General features: G+C 44.6%; 13 protein-coding genes and 1 other RNA gene. 8 read left to right on the top strand and 6 right to left on the bottom strand.

Annotated elements, in window-relative coordinates:
• Positions 1 to 50 precede the first annotated feature (50 nt).
• Positions 51 to 797 (top strand): dienelactone hydrolase family protein, encoded by a 747-nt coding sequence (locus tag QZW47_RS09970; RefSeq protein WP_293126619.1) that lies wholly within the window; start codon positions 51 to 53, stop codon positions 795 to 797.
• Positions 798 to 938: 141 nt separating this feature from the next.
• A complete protein-coding gene (locus QZW47_RS09965) occupies positions 939 to 1,838 on the top strand; it encodes a S1 RNA-binding domain-containing protein (protein ID WP_293126617.1) in 900 nt (299 codons plus the stop codon).
• A gap of 152 nt (positions 1,839 to 1,990) precedes the next feature.
• On the opposite strand, the gene QZW47_RS09960 is transcribed toward QZW47_RS09965, so the two are convergent.
• The 3 genes from QZW47_RS09960 to QZW47_RS09950 all read right to left on the bottom strand — a co-directional run bounded on the left by QZW47_RS09960 (position 1,991) and on the right by QZW47_RS09950 (position 5,285).
• The gene (locus tag QZW47_RS09960) at positions 1,991 to 2,143 is read right to left on the bottom strand and encodes a hypothetical protein (RefSeq protein WP_293126615.1); all 153 of its coding nucleotides are present in this window, start codon (positions 2,141 to 2,143) and stop codon (positions 1,991 to 1,993) included.
• A 1-nt stretch (position 2,144) separates the two neighbouring features.
• On the bottom strand, positions 2,145 to 4,343 hold the full coding sequence (locus QZW47_RS09955) for a polysaccharide biosynthesis tyrosine autokinase (RefSeq protein WP_293126613.1): 2,199 nt from the start codon (positions 4,341 to 4,343) through the stop codon (positions 2,145 to 2,147).
• Positions 4,344 to 5,084: 741 nt separating this feature from the next.
• Positions 5,085 to 5,285, bottom strand: coding sequence for a hypothetical protein (locus QZW47_RS09950; protein WP_293126611.1), 201 nt, complete (start codon positions 5,283 to 5,285; stop codon positions 5,085 to 5,087).
• Between the two features lie 142 nt (positions 5,286 to 5,427).
• Between QZW47_RS09950 and QZW47_RS09945 the strand changes: the two genes are divergently transcribed.
• Positions 5,428 to 6,777: an O-antigen ligase family protein gene (locus tag QZW47_RS09945; protein WP_293126609.1), complete on the top strand. Its 1,350-nt coding sequence runs from the start codon at positions 5,428 to 5,430 to the stop codon at positions 6,775 to 6,777.
• A 428-nt stretch (positions 6,778 to 7,205) separates the two neighbouring features.
• On the opposite strand, the gene QZW47_RS09940 is transcribed toward QZW47_RS09945, so the two are convergent.
• Complete coding sequence (locus QZW47_RS09940; RefSeq protein WP_293126607.1) at positions 7,206 to 9,371, bottom strand: HAMP domain-containing sensor histidine kinase; 2,166 nt, start codon at positions 9,369 to 9,371, stop codon at positions 7,206 to 7,208.
• Between the two features lie 337 nt (positions 9,372 to 9,708).
• Positions 9,709 to 10,992 (bottom strand): phosphoribosylamine--glycine ligase, encoded by a 1,284-nt coding sequence (gene purD / locus QZW47_RS09935; protein WP_293126605.1) that lies wholly within the window; start codon positions 10,990 to 10,992, stop codon positions 9,709 to 9,711.
• Between the two features lie 31 nt (positions 10,993 to 11,023).
• Between purD and QZW47_RS09930 the strand changes: the two genes are divergently transcribed.
• The 5 genes from QZW47_RS09930 to QZW47_RS09910 all read left to right on the top strand — a co-directional run bounded on the left by QZW47_RS09930 (position 11,024) and on the right by QZW47_RS09910 (position 15,064).
• Positions 11,024 to 11,218: a hypothetical protein gene (locus QZW47_RS09930; protein WP_293126603.1), complete on the top strand. Its 195-nt coding sequence runs from the start codon at positions 11,024 to 11,026 to the stop codon at positions 11,216 to 11,218.
• A gap of 108 nt (positions 11,219 to 11,326) precedes the next feature.
• Positions 11,327 to 12,646: a 5-(carboxyamino)imidazole ribonucleotide synthase gene (locus QZW47_RS09925; protein ID WP_293126601.1), complete on the top strand. Its 1,320-nt coding sequence runs from the start codon at positions 11,327 to 11,329 to the stop codon at positions 12,644 to 12,646.
• Between the two features lie 50 nt (positions 12,647 to 12,696).
• Positions 12,697 to 12,883, top strand: a non-coding RNA gene (gene ssrS / locus QZW47_RS09920) — 6S RNA.
• A 708-nt stretch (positions 12,884 to 13,591) separates the two neighbouring features.
• Positions 13,592 to 14,179, top strand: a complete 588-nt coding sequence (locus tag QZW47_RS09915; protein WP_293126599.1) for a TetR/AcrR family transcriptional regulator — start codon at positions 13,592 to 13,594, stop codon at positions 14,177 to 14,179.
• 114 nt (positions 14,180 to 14,293) lie between these two features.
• Entirely contained in the window at positions 14,294 to 15,064 is a 771-nt protein-coding gene (locus tag QZW47_RS09910; protein ID WP_293126597.1) for a glutathione S-transferase family protein, read from the top strand.
• On the opposite strand, the gene QZW47_RS09905 is transcribed toward QZW47_RS09910, so the two are convergent.
• Entirely contained in the window at positions 15,065 to 15,667 is a 603-nt protein-coding gene (locus QZW47_RS09905) for a hypothetical protein (protein ID WP_293126595.1), read from the bottom strand.
• Positions 15,668 to 15,863 lie beyond the last annotated feature (196 nt).

Genomic DNA, 15,863 nt, shown 5'->3' with positions numbered 1-15,863 from the left:
GTTAAAAAAATCTTATTCTTAAATCAAATAGAATTGCACAAAAACTAACCATGACCAACCCAGAAATTCACACAACTAACGTCACAATTCCCAACAGAGATTTGCAAATCGCCGCTTACCTAGCCCAACCCGCCGGCGCAGGACAATTACCCGCAGTTATCGTGATTCAAGAAATCTTTGGCGTCAACCCACACATCCGCGAAGTTACTGACAGAATAGCAAAAGAAGGATATCTGGCGATCGCCCCAGCCATTTATCAACGTCAAGCCCCCGGCTTTGAAACCGGCTACACACCCGAATCCATCAAAATCGGCAGAGAATACAAAGAACAAACTACCGCATCCCAACTGCTGAGCGACATTCAAGCCACCATCAATTACCTCAAAACCTTACCATCCGTCCAACAGCAAGGTTTTGGCTGCATCGGTTTCTGCTTTGGCGGACACGTCGCCTACCTCGCCGCCACTTTGCCCGAAATCAAGGCTACAGCGTCGTTCTACGGCGCCGGTATCGCCACTCTCACCCCCGGAGGTGGAGCTCCCACGATCGATCGTACAGCCGACATTAAAGGCACTCTCTACGCCTTTTTCGGCACTCAAGATGCCAGCATTCCGTCAGAACAAGTTGACCAAATCGCCGCAGAATTGGAAAAACACATAATTCCTCACCAAATTTTCCGGTACAATGCCGATCATGGCTTCTTCTGCGACCATCGCGGCAGTTACAACGCTACCGCAGCAGCCGAATCGTGGGTGCAGGTGAAGCAGCTATTTCATCAAGAACTTCAACCAGCTTAGGGTGTGGAAGATGGGAAGATGGGGAGAGGGGGAGAGTGGGAGAGTGGGGGAACATCTTCCTTCTTCCTTCAACAACTGACAACTAACAACTGTCAACTGACAACTGACAACTGACAACTGATAACTGACAACTAAACTGACATGAATTCCAAATCTACAGGTTCTCAAAGCGCAAAAGCATCTTTTTCAATGGATGATTTTGCTAAAGCCCTCGAACAGCACAATTACGAGTTCCAGAAGGGACAAGTAGTGCGCGGCAAAGTGTTCGAGTACGATTCAAACGGCGCGTATGTTGATATCGGCGGCAAGTCTTCGGCTTTTTTGCCGATCGAAGAGGCTGCTTTGAGAATGGTAGCAGATTTGTCCGAAGTGGTTCCCCTAGACGAGGAACGAGAATTTTTAATTATCCGCGAACAAGATGCAGACGGCCAAGTTACTCTGTCTCTGAAACAGTTACAAATTCAGCAAGCTTGGGAAGATTTAGTTGCTTTGCAGGAAACTGGTAAAGTGCTTCAGGTGCGGGTTTCTGGGGCGAATAAGGGCGGCGTGACGGTGGATGTTGAGGGGATGCGCGGTTTTATTCCTCGATCGCACTTAGCCCAACGCGATAACATAGAATCGCTAATTGGTCAATCTTTAACCGTGAATTTCTTAGAAGTCGATCGCGAACGAGAAAAACTCGTACTTTCGCAACGGATGGCGACTCAATCTTCTGCCTTCAGTCAGTTGCAAATCGGTCAATTGGTAGAAGGAAAAGTCAGCAGCATCAAGCCTTTTGGCGTGTTTGTGGACTTGGAAGGAGTTAGCGGTTTGCTACACATTAAGCAAGTTAGCCAAAAATATATTGAGAACCTCGGACAAGTTTTTACCCCAGGCCAACCCCTGAAAGCCGTGGTGCTCGATCTAGATGAAAGTCGCGGGCGAATTTCGCTTTCTACTCGGGTACTCGAAAATTATCCAGGGGAAATGGTGGATAAAATGGCGGATGTCATGGATACCGCAGAAGAGCGATCGGAACGCGCTAGAAAGACTGTTTCTTAAGTCTCTATCTAATTTAGAACCCCGACTTATTAAAAAAGTCGGGGCTCTAACCGAGCGATGTTTGAGGTTTAATTAGGCTGAGTTATTACTCTGGCATCTTAGCTTGCGTGCCGCGCGCGCGACGCCAATAAAATTGGTTCGTAGTGCGGACTTCAGTCCGCAAAATGCTGCGGACTGAAGTCCGCACTACCAACATAAAACTTTAACTCCCAAATTGTCTTACTTTTTCCGTCAGCTATAGCGGTTTTCAAAAAAGTGAGGATAGCCCAATGCCCAATGCCCAATGCCCAATGCCCAATGCCCATATTACATTTTTACCCCATTAGCTACTACCCCAAATACTGGAAAATCCGCTATATTTAGTTGATATAAGGCTTTGTTTACCAACTCGCGATTAGTTTTTTCTATTTTTACTATCAGTACGGTACCATTAGTTTGAGAAGCTAGTAAATGACCGTCAGCTAAACCAATTAAAGCAGGCGTATCGTAAATTACTAAATCAAATAAGGTGAGGAATTGTTCCATTAAATAGTGCATCTTTCTGGAAGAAAGTAATTTAATTGGATCGGGGGGGATAGTACCAGCGGTAAGCACAAAAAGATGTTCGTCGTCTGGTACTTGCTGAATGACCTCATTTACACTTAAATCAGAAGTCAAAATATTACTTAAACCTCTAGCATTTGAGACGTTAAGGTATGCGTGCAGTTGAGGCGATCGCATATTAGCATCCACCAATAATACTCGTTTACCAACAGCCGAAGCAGTTTTAGCTAAATAAACTGCTACCGTGGACTTACCCTCACCTTTCACAGTCGAAGTAATGGTTAAAGAATTTATTGGCTCTTGGGCGCTTAATAACTGAATATTTGTGTATAAGTAGTGAAATGCCTCTGTCAAAGGGAAATTTTTGTCATTTGACACGATGATTCGTCTTAAGGTGGCGCTGTTAGTCGTTGAACTGACGCTAGTGAATTTAGCCGCAGCAATTGCGCCTCGACGAGATTTGATTTTCATTGCTTTGGCGATGGGTATTACACCCAACAGCGGACATTTCGTTGCCGATCTAATTTCTTCGGGAGTATGGAAAACAGTATGTAAAACTTCTACTAGAAAACCTACAGCAAGACCCAGCAAACTGCTAATCACGAACGCGATCGCTAAGTGCCGCTTGGTTGGTTTTGGTTTTACTACATTGGGAGCACCACTTTCGTCTCTGACTAACTCTGGTTTAGATAAAACTTTCCAAGAGTCATTAATTTGACCGCTGTCTAGCTGCAAAGTTTTTTGTTTCCCTAGGAACAGTTTAAGATTCTCGCGAGCTATGTCTAGTTGTAATTGTATGTCTTCATAGCGACGTTGAGCCTCCGGCATTAAAATTAGTTTGTCTTTCAGTAATTTTTGGTTGTTAGACAGCACCCGCTGGCGAGATTCCAACTGTTGTATCTGTGCATTCATCTGAAACAAAACAGATTTAGCTTCTCTTTGCATTAAATCGCGCAAACTTTGTTGCTTTTTTTTCAAAGATTTAATGGGAAGGCTATCTTCATAAAATTGTGTAGAGCTTAAAGCTACTTGCGACTCTATATCATTTACTCTCCCCATTAAACTTTCATAAGACTTAGGACTAATCTCAACAATCCAACGATTATCACCTTTTAGAGAGCGTTGTTCGTAGGTTTCATACAGTTGCCTGTTTTGTGCTAATTGTGATTCGACTTCAACGAGCTGAATGGCTAAGTTATTTATCTGATCGGATAGAAGGCGACTGCCTACCTCTGGCTGATTAAAATTATACTTTGTTCTTAATGTTTGTAATTCGTTTTGCAATTTATCTACTTTCTGTTGCAGTTCCGGAATTTGCTGATTGATAAAATCCAGACCTTGATTGCTCAACTTCAAACGCTCTTGGCGCATATATTGTAAGTAATATTTTAATGTTTCTTCCAGTATATCTTTAATGCGGATTGAGTCTCGATCTTTGTAAGTAATTTCTAATAGTTTAGTCCCCGCTTCTTTGCCATCTTGCACGAAGCTAACTCGCTGAATATTTAATTGGTTGTAAAGTCTATTATAATCTAATTTAGGATATTTTTTTTGCAACTTGTCATATAAGGGTGCTAGCACTTCCGGGCTTTTTAAAACCCGCGTTAAACTTTGATAGTCCACCGAGTAATTGTCTTGCGCCGAAGATTTAATTTTGCTCAATTCTGTGAGACCTAAACTATTATTCTGAGCTTGGACATAGAGCTTTAGTAGCTGATCGTCAGAGGTAACTGGTTCTACTAAAACAGTACATTTTCCTTCGTACTCAGAAATAGTTTTTTTGGAATTCAAGAGAATTAAACTACCAGTCATAGCAGCCAGGGTTGCAGCTACTGCGACCATCACTAGAGCGCGACGTTTGAGTACAGCCAGTACCCAATTCATATCAAGAACTTGGTCATCCTCTTCTGGCTTACTAGCTAGGTAATTACTGGAAGAGCCAGACAGGTAGTGACCGTTCATGTCATTTTTTAGGAAAGAAAACTGTTTTTTATCCATAATACTAAGGTGATTTTTTATTGGTTGTTAAGGTAACGCAAACGTGCAAATGCTCTGGATTTGGTAACAAGGATAGATAATTTTACCAAAGATTGGAGTTCCTGATGTGAGAGCCGTGTTGATTTTGTCGGCGAACGCTGCATTTTTATAACGTAGCAGTATCAATATATCACTGTCTTGAATAAGTGGGTTGGTTTGACAGTCAATTCTTCGATTAAAATTCATTGTAGTTGAATGTGCGATCGAAAAGCGCGATCGTTTGGCCAAATTAGTTCGACACATTTACTAGAGTTAGCGTTGCGTGGTTGGAAAACACCAGCATTCATAATTGCTTGATTTAAGAAGTAGTTTCAACCTCCGGAACATTGACTTGTGCGATCGCGCTTTTGTGCAGGTGCGCCACCACAAAACTAGAAGTAGCTAGAACCAAAAAATACCCTGAGTGCGTAGCCGCCCATGTCGGAACACAGATCCTATGCCTTCTGGTAGTATACTATCTTGAAAGGTAAGTAAATAGGCCTAAATATTTTTTTTGCTTAAGTAACACAATGTCAAGCGACCGTCCCCACAGCAGTTGCTTTCTGAGCGAGAAAGCGATTGCTAACGTTTCACTTGCTTTTGACTGCCCGTGCCAGTAGACGATCGGGAAAATATATACAGTCATTGCCAGGATAACTGAGTAATTCGCTTTTGGTTGCGAATGCTTTACATTATGTTACGTAGGAAACATCTATTTGTACCTACATAATTATTGTCTGAGTCGCCTACTTCTCGGGTTCTGAGCAATGGTACGCAAGCTTGAGAGTCTCCAGGCAAAAACTTGATAATCTCTACTAAGCTGCGATCGTACATATCAATTTTCATATTGTCTCCACCACTTAGATCGCAGTCAGTATTAATGCTCATTGCTGGATTGAGTCGGGAGTATCGGGGTTCTACAAGCATTTGAAGTGCGCTAGCTTTAATAAAAAATGCTTTTTGGAACGATCAGGCGATCCCGAATAATCATTTCATCGGTAGCAACAAATTTGACGTTATAGGTAAAGGCATGAAAGAAATTTTAAAGATTCCGATGTTTGCGTTTATGCTGTTGTGTGTCGCGGCGATGGCCTTTGTAACTGTTTATATTTTAGTGGCCCGCCATCGCAAATTTGCTGCCAGAGTAGAAAAGATTTTTGTGGGCATACTCTTTTTTACTATCACCAGTAGCTCTGGAGTCACGCCCATGATGTTTCAGAAAATTCATCCTAGCATTTTTTTAAACACTGAAACTACAGCAGCAACTATTGTCGGTCAACTTGCTATTTATTCGGGGATGATTTTAATTTTAATTCCTCGATTAAGCAAAACAACAAAGAATTTCGTTAATGCTTGTATAAAATGGATTATAGGAGATGGTTGTTTTTGTTTGTTTTTGTTAATGATGACTTTATCTCCCTTGTGGTCAGAAACTCCCGAACTTAGTTTTCGGGCTGTTTTGACTCTCTGGGGAATCACGCTAGTTTCTATATATGTAGGAAAAGAATATAGTTGGGGAGAAATTTATGGGTTGTTGAGATGGCTTAGTTGTTTATTAGCTGTTTGGGGAGTCGTCCAAAAAAATCCCTCGTCAGACGGCTGCTGGACGGGAATTTTAAGCCATAAAAATCCTTTTTCTTTTCAAATGGCTAACACTGCTTCTTTATGGATTTTATATGCTGTAAAAGAAAAAAGATATCGATATTTCTCATTACTGATAACTCTCGTAGCTTTAATAGGATTGCAAAAAGGTTGTAGTGGTGCCAGTAGAATTCTGACGGTGATATTAATCAGTTTTTGGGTTTATTTGTCTGTGTTAAAAAGATTGCCTGTGAGGTGGGCTTTTTTCTGCTTTCTTTTATTTTTGGTGGGCAGTATATGTATTGGTATTATAGTGTTAAATAATTTAGAGGCTATTGTTGTGGATGGTTTAAAAAAAGATATGACTTTAACGGGTCGGACAAATTTTTGGCCTTTAATTATCGATCGCATTAATGAGAAACATCCCATATTTGGTTATGGAATAACGGGATTTTGGCAATCTTGGCGGGGATTGGAAGACCCAGCTTACGGCATTGTAGACGTTAAATCTGGTTTTATACCGCCCCACTCCCATAATGGTTTTATTGATATACTTTGCGAACTGGGTTGGGGCGGATTGTCGTTGTTCTTTTTTTCATTTATTAATAATATATTCAGAGGTATAAAGTGCCTGATTCAACAAGATTTTCCAGAGTCAGCTTTGCCTTTGTATCTATTAACGTTTATGCTAATGACTAATTTGACAGAGGGGGGATTATTGGCCATTGGTACTTATTGGTGTTTTTATGTAGTTTTATCGGTAAAATTGAGCTGGGATACGAAGGCTAAGGATAATTAAGACTGACGGTGTTGGCTTTTTTTCATGTATAATGGTCTGGATATTGGAGTGCGATCGCACTTTTTAATCTCCAGTCCTACAAGATTCGTTTGATTGCGGTAATTTACAGGGTATAATATTACCATAATTCACGCCACTGTCCGATTAACTGGTGCGATTGCGAGGGATTTCCTACTATATGCTATAGGTGGAAGGCGGTGTTTAACAGTTGACAGCTTGCGCTGAGCGACTTGCCCGCCCGCGAAGTCGAGGGGAGTCGAAGAGTTGACAGCTTGCGCGCTCGCGACTTGCCCGCCCGCGAAGTCGAGGGGAGTCGAAGAGTTGACAGTTGAGTGCGAAGTTTTTAGGCAGGGGATTTAAGCCCCTGCCTAAAAACAATCCACCTAAAGGTGGGGGCTTAAATCCCCTGTGATGACGGTAAGTTTTGTTTAGTTAACATGACTCGAAATTGTTTCACTCTCCACCTGTGCTTCCACCGACCAAGGATTTTCCATGTCTACTGCTTGTTTCGGCTGATAAACCGCCAAGTCGAACCAGAAAGTAGTACCCGCGTTAACTTCGCTAACTAAATTAATTTTAGTGTGGTGCTTGTCAATAATGTTTCTGACAATTGACAGACCTAATCCGGTTCCTTCTAAAGTGTGAACTCGGTTTTCTACCCGGAAAAAGCGATCGAAAATTGCTTGTTGGTCTTCGGGATCTATGCCAATCCCCGTATCAGAAATTTCGATCCGCACCACGGGAAAATGGTTGGAATTGGGTGACAAGTTGTGGTTCGCCGATGCGCCCTCTTTGCGGGCGGGTGCGTGTGATTCTAGCAAATACGCTCGAATTGCTACCTTACCGCCGGACTCGGTAAATTTTAAGGCGTTTCCGACTAAATTTGCAAATACTTGCAGCAGCAAATCGTAATGACCTAACGCAGGCGGCAAATACGGGTCAACTTCTTGCTCTAATTCGATACCTTTATCTTTGGCATTTAACTGATAAGTCCGCAGGGTTTGTTCCACTGCTTGCGGGAGGTCAACTGCGTCTAATTGATAAATTCGGCAGGATTCCAGGCGCGACAAGTCTAGCACGTCGTTGACTAAACGGGTGAGGCGATCGGTTTCTCGATTGGCGATTTCTAGGAATTCGCGGCGCTCGCTTTCTAGAAGGTCTTCTCCGTATTCGTGGAGAGTTTCAATAAAAGATTTGATATTAAATAAAGGGGTTCTCAATTCGTGAGAAACATTGCTAATAAAATTGCTTTTAGCCTCATTTAGTTCGACTTCGCGAGTGATGTCTTGTACTGTCATCGCAATACCTTTGAGACTTTCTCGGTACTGTCCGGAACCTTGATGTTTGGAGGTTTGCTCGTAGAAAGTACACTCGATCGCAGTTGGGCGTTGCGGCTCGGTACAGGTATTTTCCTCGTCGCGCACGCAGCTTCTGCACAGGGGATCGGCCCCCGGGGCTTTGTGGAGAATTACGGTGGTTAGCAGAATCCGAATTGTGCGGTTGACTGGTTGGCTCAGAGTAATCCGAAATTCGCCGCCTTCGCGATCGCCCGCTGCTATTTCGTGCAGAGGTCTTGCTAACTCGCGCTGCACTTCCGCAGGTAAAATGTTGACGACGTTGACTCCGATCGCATTTTTACCTTCCCAGCCAAAAATCCGCCGGCCAGTCGGGTTGACTAAAATCACTTGCAAATTCGCATCCAGCAACAGCGCCCCGTCAGCAATAGTTGAAACCAAAGTTTCTAGCTTGGCTTTTTCGGCTGTCAACTCTTCTATATTTTGTTCTTCATAACTTTCGAGTTTCTCGGCCATCTCGTTAAAACTGCCGATCAACTCGCCCAATTCTCCCCCCAAAGGCAGGTCAACTCGTTGCTTAAAATTCCCGCTGGCGATGTTTTTGACCCCGAACACTAATTGTTTGATCGGCTGAGTAATTGTTAGGGCATTAAATACAGCGCCCAAAATTACCATCACCCAAATCGTGACAAATACTGCTAAAGTGACATCCCTGGTCAGATTTGAAGAGATAACTGCTGCGGGATTTGGGTTAATGCCGATCGCCAAAACGCCTAAATATTTGTCCTCGTGAATTAGTGGCACAAATACGTCGGTAACTTCTCCGTCTGGCGTCAAGTGCTGCCGCACTAAAGGCAAAGAAGTCAAATTTCTCGCTTCAATATCGGCGATAAAATTATCGGGGAGTTTAATTTGGCGGCGCAGGGTGAGGGAAGTGCGTACCTCGGATTCGGAGAATGGTATCCCCAGGAAAATATCTCCTGCTTCGTCGGCGTACAGCATATAGCGGACGCTGGATGTGCTGCTGTAAAATTGGCGCGAAAAACGGGCAACTTCGGAGCGATCGTTATTCGCAATCAGCGGCGCCACATTTGCCGCCAACAGCAGGCCGAGGTCACGGCCGTAGCGAGTATCGTTAAGTCGGGCGTCTAGCTGGATAGTATTCACGGCCCAAAAAGTTAGGCCGCTCATAATTAACGACACTACGAGGGTAGCACCGGCCATCAGGCGAGTCTGGAGGGTAAAGTCCGACCACCAGCGGGCAATAATTTCTCGGATTTTGTTTAGTATGGCCAGCATTTCACCTGTTCACCAGTTAAATATTAAAAGCAAAATTAAGTCATTGGTCATTGGTCAATTGTCATTGGTCAATTGTCATTGGTCATTGGTCGTTGGTCATTGGTCATTTGTGATTGGTCGTTTGTCATCAGGAAGAAGTAAGAAGATATACACAGAATTTTTTTTATCGATCCGTATTTTACGTTTAATTAGGTAGATTTGCTTAATTTAGTTTTTGGTCGATCGAATTTTGTGCTGCGACTTGGAAGCTACCGCCACCGCAGATGTGCCAAACTTCATTGTTACATTTCTAATTTCACATTGCTTGGCTTGCCGGTGGCGGGCGGTGTCGAAACTGCTAAATTTTGTCCGCCAAAGCCCGACGGCCGATATCACGACGGCAGTATACCCCTTCAAATTGGATGCAATCGACTGCTGCATAAGCTTTGGAAATAGCTTGTTCCAAAGTTTCACCCGCAGCGGTGACGCCCAAAACGCGGCCGCCCTCGGTCACCAATTGCTGCTGCTTCAACTGAGTGCCGGCATGAAACACGTCTGCACCTTTGGCTTCGGCTTCCTCGATACCTGTAATAACTTTGCCTTTTTGGTAATTTCCCGGATAGCCCCCTGAAGCCAAAACTACACAAACAGAAGCCCCCGACTTCCAGCGAATATTGGAATATTCACCGAGACGCTGTTGACAGCAAGCCAACACCAAATCTTCTAAGGGAGTTTCCAAGAGCGACAAAACCGCTTGAGTTTCGGGATCTCCGAAACGACAGTTGAATTCCAAGACTGTGGGTTCTCCTTCGCTGGCGATCATTAAACCTGCGTAGAGGACGCCCCGGTAGTCGATGTTGCGTTTTCGCAGCGCTGCGAGGGTGGGTTCGAGAATTTCTGCTTGAATCCTGTCCATGAGTTCTGGGGTGACAATTGGCGCCGGGGCGTAGGCTCCCATACCGCCCGTGTTTGCTCCCTTGTCGCCTTCGCCGATGGCTTTGTGGTCTTGGGCCGGCAGCAGGGGTTCTACGGTAATGCCATCCGTGAGGGCGAGAATCGAGACTTCTTGGCCCGTGACATATTCTTCCACGACGACTCGGATGTTGTCGGTGCCGAATTCCCCTCGGAAAATGGTGTTGATGGCGCTGTGAGCCATTTTGACGGTGGTGGCAACGGTGACTCCTTTGCCTGATGCGAGTCCGTCTGCTTTGATAACTATGGGCGCTCCTTGTTCCAGCACGTATGCTTTAGCTGCTTCTGCTTCTGTAAATACGGCAGCTTTGGGTGTTGGGATACCCTCGGAGAGCATCAATTCTTTAGCCCAGGATTTGCTGGATTCTATTTGGGCGCCGGCTTTGTTGGGGCCGAAAATCATCAGTTTTCGCTGTTGGAAGTAGTCAACGATGCCTAGCGATAGGGGCAATTCCGGGCCGACAATCACTAATCCGATGTTGTTGACCATCACAAAGCGTTCGATGCCTTGGAAGTCGTCGATGTTGAGCGAGAGATTTTGACAGCCTTTGGTGGTAGCTGTGCCACCGTTACCCGGTACGCAGAATACTTGTTTAACCCGCGTCGATTCTAGCAATTTTTTGGCGATCGCGTGTTCGCGACCTCCGTTCCCCACAACCAAAACTTTCACAGCATCCTCACCTATAACTTTTGTTCTCTAAATGGCTGATTTTCCGTGTTTGCACCTGTCTGCTTTTTGCAGTGCCCTCAATTATGCCATGCTTGGCGCGACGGAATTGCTAGATGTGGCACTTTTCTCGATGAGTCGGGCTCGATCGCTATTTCTCAACGCCTCGGAGCGTGGAATAATTAAAGACTTTCGCCACCGATTTTTTGGGGCTGCGGTCTCGATTTAATCCTGCAATTACAACTATTCTTTTGCTGTTAACTGTGCAATTACTCTAATTCATTGTGGTACAAATAGCGGTAAAATAGGTTGGTTGACTTTGCGGATTTTTACTCACATGAAATCAAATCAAACCGCTGCGAGTTCCTCTGCAAAATTTAAGCGGGTGGGCGTTATCGGCGGCGGCCAGCTAGCTGGGATGATGGGGGATGCTGCTAATGCGCTGGGTCTTGAATTAATAGTGCAAACTCCTCAGGCAACTGACCCGGCTGTTTGTGTGGCTGCGGGTGCTGTTTTGGCTGCTGTTGATGATGTTTTGGCTACGGCTCATTTGGCAGATGGCTGCGATGTTGTTACTTTTGAAAATGAGTTTGTGGATGTGGATGGTTTGCGGATTCTCGAACAGCAAGGTGTATTATTTCAGCCCAGCTTGTCGTCGCTTTCTCCTTTGTTGGATAAGTACGTGCAGCGCTGTTATTTACAAGATTTGGATTTGCCCACTCCCAGGTTTTGGGCGCCCGCGGATCTGAGCCAATTGCAGTTAGATTCGTTGCAGCAATCCGAGCAAAAGCAAATTGGCTCCGAAGGTGTGGGGGATGCGCCGAATTTGGGGTTCGTGGCGATCGACAATCGGGGAATTTCCGTTTCCGACAGCACAGAGATAGCACAAAACTCGGAATCTGGGCCGAGAGATTTTCCCTTTGTGGTCAAAGTTCGCCGCCACGGTTACGACGGCCAAGGTACTTTTATTGTTAAGGATCGCGAGAGTTTTGAGTCAATTAGCGCTCAACTAAAAGGCCAGTCTTTGCTAGTGGAAGAGTTTGTGCCCTTCGATCGCGAGTTGGCTGTGATTGCTGCTCGATCGGCGAATGGCGAAATGGCGATTTACCCGATCGTGGAAACCCAACAGCTCGATCAAGTTTGCCGCAGGGCGATCGCGCCCGCGGATATTAGTTTAGAGGTGCAAGCTGAAGCTTGTGCGATCGCCCGTACTCTCCTCAATAGCTTAGAAGCTGTCGGCGTATTCGGCATTGAATTGTTTTTAACCGCCGACAATAAGCTGTTAGTCAATGAAATCGCCCCGCGCACTCACAACTCGGGACATTTTACCATCGATGCTTGCGAAACTTCACAATTTGAACAGCATTTGCGCGCGGTTTGTCAACTGCCTTTAGGCAATTGCGATCTGAAATGTGCAGGTGCTGTGATGGTAAATTTGCTCGGCTACGAGTCTGCGGAGTCCGACTATTTAGAAAAACGAAAACAACTGGCACAAATCAGCGGCGCTTTTGTACATTGGTATGGTAAGAAAGTATCGCGTCCGGGCCGCAAACTCGGTCACGTTACTGTTGTGTCCGATGCCCGGTTGGGGGATGAGGGAGGACAGTCGGCTAGTGCGATCGCTCAAACCGTAGAATCCATCTGGTATTCAACTTAAATTGCTCCGAGCTTGCCAAAATCTGGTTAGTTGGTATATATTAAATAAAGGTTCTACTGCGACGTTGGTGACTGCCAATAATGTTTTTTTGATCTATAACTCTTAACTCTCGGGAATCAAGATGTTTGGACAGCAGTAAACTGGGCTTGTACCCAGAAACTTTAAGTCCGAGCCAACGGTGCCCACCTGGTAAAATACCAGGTCAAAAGCTGAGGTAAGACGGCGTTGCGGGGAGCCATCATAAAATTGATTGAGATAGGCGCTGTGAAATATGGCTAGCCTATTTTTTTTGACATTAAACCTAAAAATTTCCATTTTTGGTGTAAGATCGTGGTCGCAGAAAACGATCGTACAGGTTCGTAGTGAGGACTTTAGTCCGCATCCATGAAAGGACTAAAGTCCTCACTACAAACGATCGTACAGGTTTGTAGTGAGGACTTTAGTCCGCATCCATGAAAGGACTAAAGTCCTCACTACAAACGATCGTACAGGTTTGTAGTGAGGACTTTAGTCCGCATCCATGAAAGGACTAAAGTCCTCACTACAAACCAATTTGCGATCGCCCCTTGCCATCCACAGGTTTGTAGTGAGGACTTTAGTCCGCATCCATGAAAGGACTAAAGTCCTCACTACAAACGATCGTACAGGTTTGTAGTGAGGACTTTAGTCCGCATCCATGAAAGGACTAAAGTCCTCACTACAAACCAATTTGCGATCGCCCCTTGCCATCCACAGGTTTGTAGTGAGGACTTTAGTCCGCATCCATGAAAGGACTAAAGTCCTCACTACAAACGATCGTACAGGTTTGTAGTGAGGACTTTAGTCCGCATCCATGAAAGGACTAAAGTCCTCACTACAAACCAATTTGCGATCGCCCCTTGCCATCCACAATTATCTCTGCTACTCTCTAAAAAAGACCTATCGGTCTGTAAACTCTCGCTCAAAATGTCAAAAGCCCAAGAAACCAGAGAAAAAATTCTCAGGGAAGCCGCAGCACTGTTCAATCAGTACGGCTACTCAGGTTCTTCTATGTCCGACATCATGCGCGTTACAGGCTTGCAAAAAGGAGGAATTTACAACCACTTCCACAGCAAAGACGAACTAGCCTTGCAAGCCTTTGATTTTGCCGTTCAATGTATGCGTAAAGAATATCTCGGGGCTTTGAAAGGAAACAAAAATGCGATCGATCGCCTAAAAGCTATGGTATCAGCATTTAGTAAATTAGCCGAAAATTCTCCTATACCTGGCGGCTGTCCCCTGTTAAATACCGCAGTTGAAAGCGATGACGCTCATCCAGCCTTGCGCCAGCGCGCACAAATAGCAATGGATGGTTGGCGCGCCTTGATTTGCAAAATAATTGACAAAGGAATTGCCAAAGGTGAAGTGCGAGAAAATGTCGAAGCTGATGCAGTAGCAACTATTCTGATTTCAACGTTGGAGGGGGCGATAATGATGAGCAAACTTTACGGAGATCCGATTCACATCAACAGAGCAATTACCCACTTACACGCTTATCTCGACAATCAACTTTAGAATCAGAGCAATTTTTTTGCCATAAAACAGACCGAATGGTCTTTAAAAAGCCTAATCTAATTCAAGATCATAAAAATTAAGGACAAATTCATGTCAAAATATGCAGATAACCCAATGAATAGTTCAACAATTGCCAATTCCGATCCACTGCGCTTGATTACTATTCCAATCAGCCACTACTGCGAAAAAGTTCGCTGGGCGCTAGACTTGCTAAAACTTCCCTACATTGAAGAAAAACACGTACCAGCTTTTCACCGCTCGGCTACCCGCAAATACGGAGGTAGCAGCGTTCCTGTTTTAGCTAGCAAATCTGGCAATTTTACCGATTCAACCGAGATTTTGCATTATCTCGATACCATAAGTTCATCAGATTTCCGATTATATCCAACCGAGCCTAAATTGCGCCGAGAAGTTGAAGAATTGGAAGAGTTATTTGATACGAGATTGGGGGTAGATATTCGCAATTGGGCATATTTTTATCGATTGGATAATCGCGATACAATGCGAAAAGCTTGGTGTAAAGGGACGCCTCTGTTGGAGCGAGTTGGATTTGAAATAGGCTTTCCGTTGATTAGCGCCAAAGTGCGGCAAACTTACAACATTACAGCAGAGTCAGCAGCCCTTTCGCTGCAAGGGATTCGGGAAGTTTTCGAGATAGTGAATCAAAGATTAGCAGACGATCGCCCTTATTTAGCAGGCGATAATTTATCGGCGGCAGACTTGACTTTTGCCGCATTAGCTGCTCCAGTGTTGCAACCTCCCGAACATCCGGTTTTGGTGGCGAAAATTGACGAATTGCCGATCGATATGGTATCAGTAATTAGAGAGTTGCAGGCAACAGTTGCCGGAAATCACGCACTCCGCTTGTACCGAGAGCAGCGCTAATTAACCATTTTGCACCATCCACACCAGCATCCCCAAAATTGTCTCGACTGGTGGAAATGGATAATCTCTAACATCAATAGTAACGGTTTGCCCTTCCAGTTTGAGAAATCGCCAAGCAGTACCGCTGGTTACTGATCCGTAAATAGTCGAAATTGAGTTATTATTAATGTCGTTAAATCTTTGAGCTGCCACCATTTCGGCAATACACTGTCCCAAACCGCTGTTAATGTTATCTCGCTTGGCTTCTACCAGCATAACCGCCGGTGCTTCGATTTCAAATTGTTCGGAAGAGCGGCTAATTAAAAAGTCGCAAACTCCACTTAATCCCAGCGCGATATCGACTGTAAAATTTGTGCCGGAAAATACGCTGACTTGGCGGTTTAGCAAGCGTTTTACTTCTAAAAGTGCGGGGGCGATGATTGCTTCGGATCTGGATTTTGCTGTTCCTACTGCGATCGCCCAGGGAATGGTATCTTCCAACAAACCTGCTAAAATGAGACTGGGCGCGATCGGATCAATTTCTGGTAAAAAGCGTCCACCTTCAACTGTAGTGAGTCCAAAGTCTTGTTTGACTTTCCGTATTGTGAAATCGCTATATGCCATAATTTTTCAAGTTAAGCCGGAATGTGCGTAGTGCACACCAGACATTTATTGAATAAGACTTACGCACGGGTAGTCAGAAACCGGGTTTTTTACGAAAATCCTGCGCTGTAGCCTACAGATTAAATCAAAAACCCGGTTTCTTTGGTTTTGATGCGTAAACCCTGTTGAAGTATTCCTAAAATCTTATCAACAAAGT

It is taken from the genome of Microcoleus sp. bin38.metabat.b11b12b14.051, from assembly GCF_013299165.1.
Taxonomy (GTDB): Bacteria; Cyanobacteriota; Cyanobacteriia; order Cyanobacteriales; family Microcoleaceae; genus Microcoleus.
Note: the sequence above shows the minus strand (reverse complement) of the source record. Positions and strands in the feature narration are given on the sequence as shown.

Bases quoted from the DNA above. Each gene is read 5' to 3' on its own strand.
- QZW47_RS09925 (WP_293126601.1), top strand. From the start codon at position 11,327: ATGAAATCAAATCAAACCGCTGCGAGTTCCTCTGCAAAATTTAAGCGG.
- QZW47_RS09955 (WP_293126613.1), bottom strand. From the start codon at position 4,343: ATGAACGGTCACTACCTGTCTGGCTCTTCCAGTAATTACCTAGCTAGT.
- QZW47_RS09965 (WP_293126617.1), top strand. From the start codon at position 939: ATGAATTCCAAATCTACAGGTTCTCAAAGCGCAAAAGCATCTTTTTCA.
- QZW47_RS09905 (WP_293126595.1), bottom strand. From the start codon at position 15,667: ATGGCATATAGCGATTTCACAATACGGAAAGTCAAACAAGACTTTGGA.
- QZW47_RS09910 (WP_293126597.1), top strand. From the start codon at position 14,294: ATGAATAGTTCAACAATTGCCAATTCCGATCCACTGCGCTTGATTACT.
- QZW47_RS09940 (WP_293126607.1), bottom strand. From the start codon at position 9,371: ATGCTGGCCATACTAAACAAAATCCGAGAAATTATTGCCCGCTGGTGG.
- QZW47_RS09930 (WP_293126603.1), top strand. From the start codon at position 11,024: ATGGCTGATTTTCCGTGTTTGCACCTGTCTGCTTTTTGCAGTGCCCTC.
- QZW47_RS09945 (WP_293126609.1), top strand. From the start codon at position 5,428: ATGAAAGAAATTTTAAAGATTCCGATGTTTGCGTTTATGCTGTTGTGT.
- QZW47_RS09950 (WP_293126611.1), bottom strand. From the start codon at position 5,285: ATGAGCATTAATACTGACTGCGATCTAAGTGGTGGAGACAATATGAAA.
- QZW47_RS09970 (WP_293126619.1), top strand. From the start codon at position 51: ATGACCAACCCAGAAATTCACACAACTAACGTCACAATTCCCAACAGA.
- QZW47_RS09915 (WP_293126599.1), top strand. From the start codon at position 13,592: ATGTCAAAAGCCCAAGAAACCAGAGAAAAAATTCTCAGGGAAGCCGCA.
- QZW47_RS09960 (WP_293126615.1), bottom strand. From the start codon at position 2,143: ATGGGCATTGGGCATTGGGCATTGGGCATTGGGCATTGGGCTATCCTC.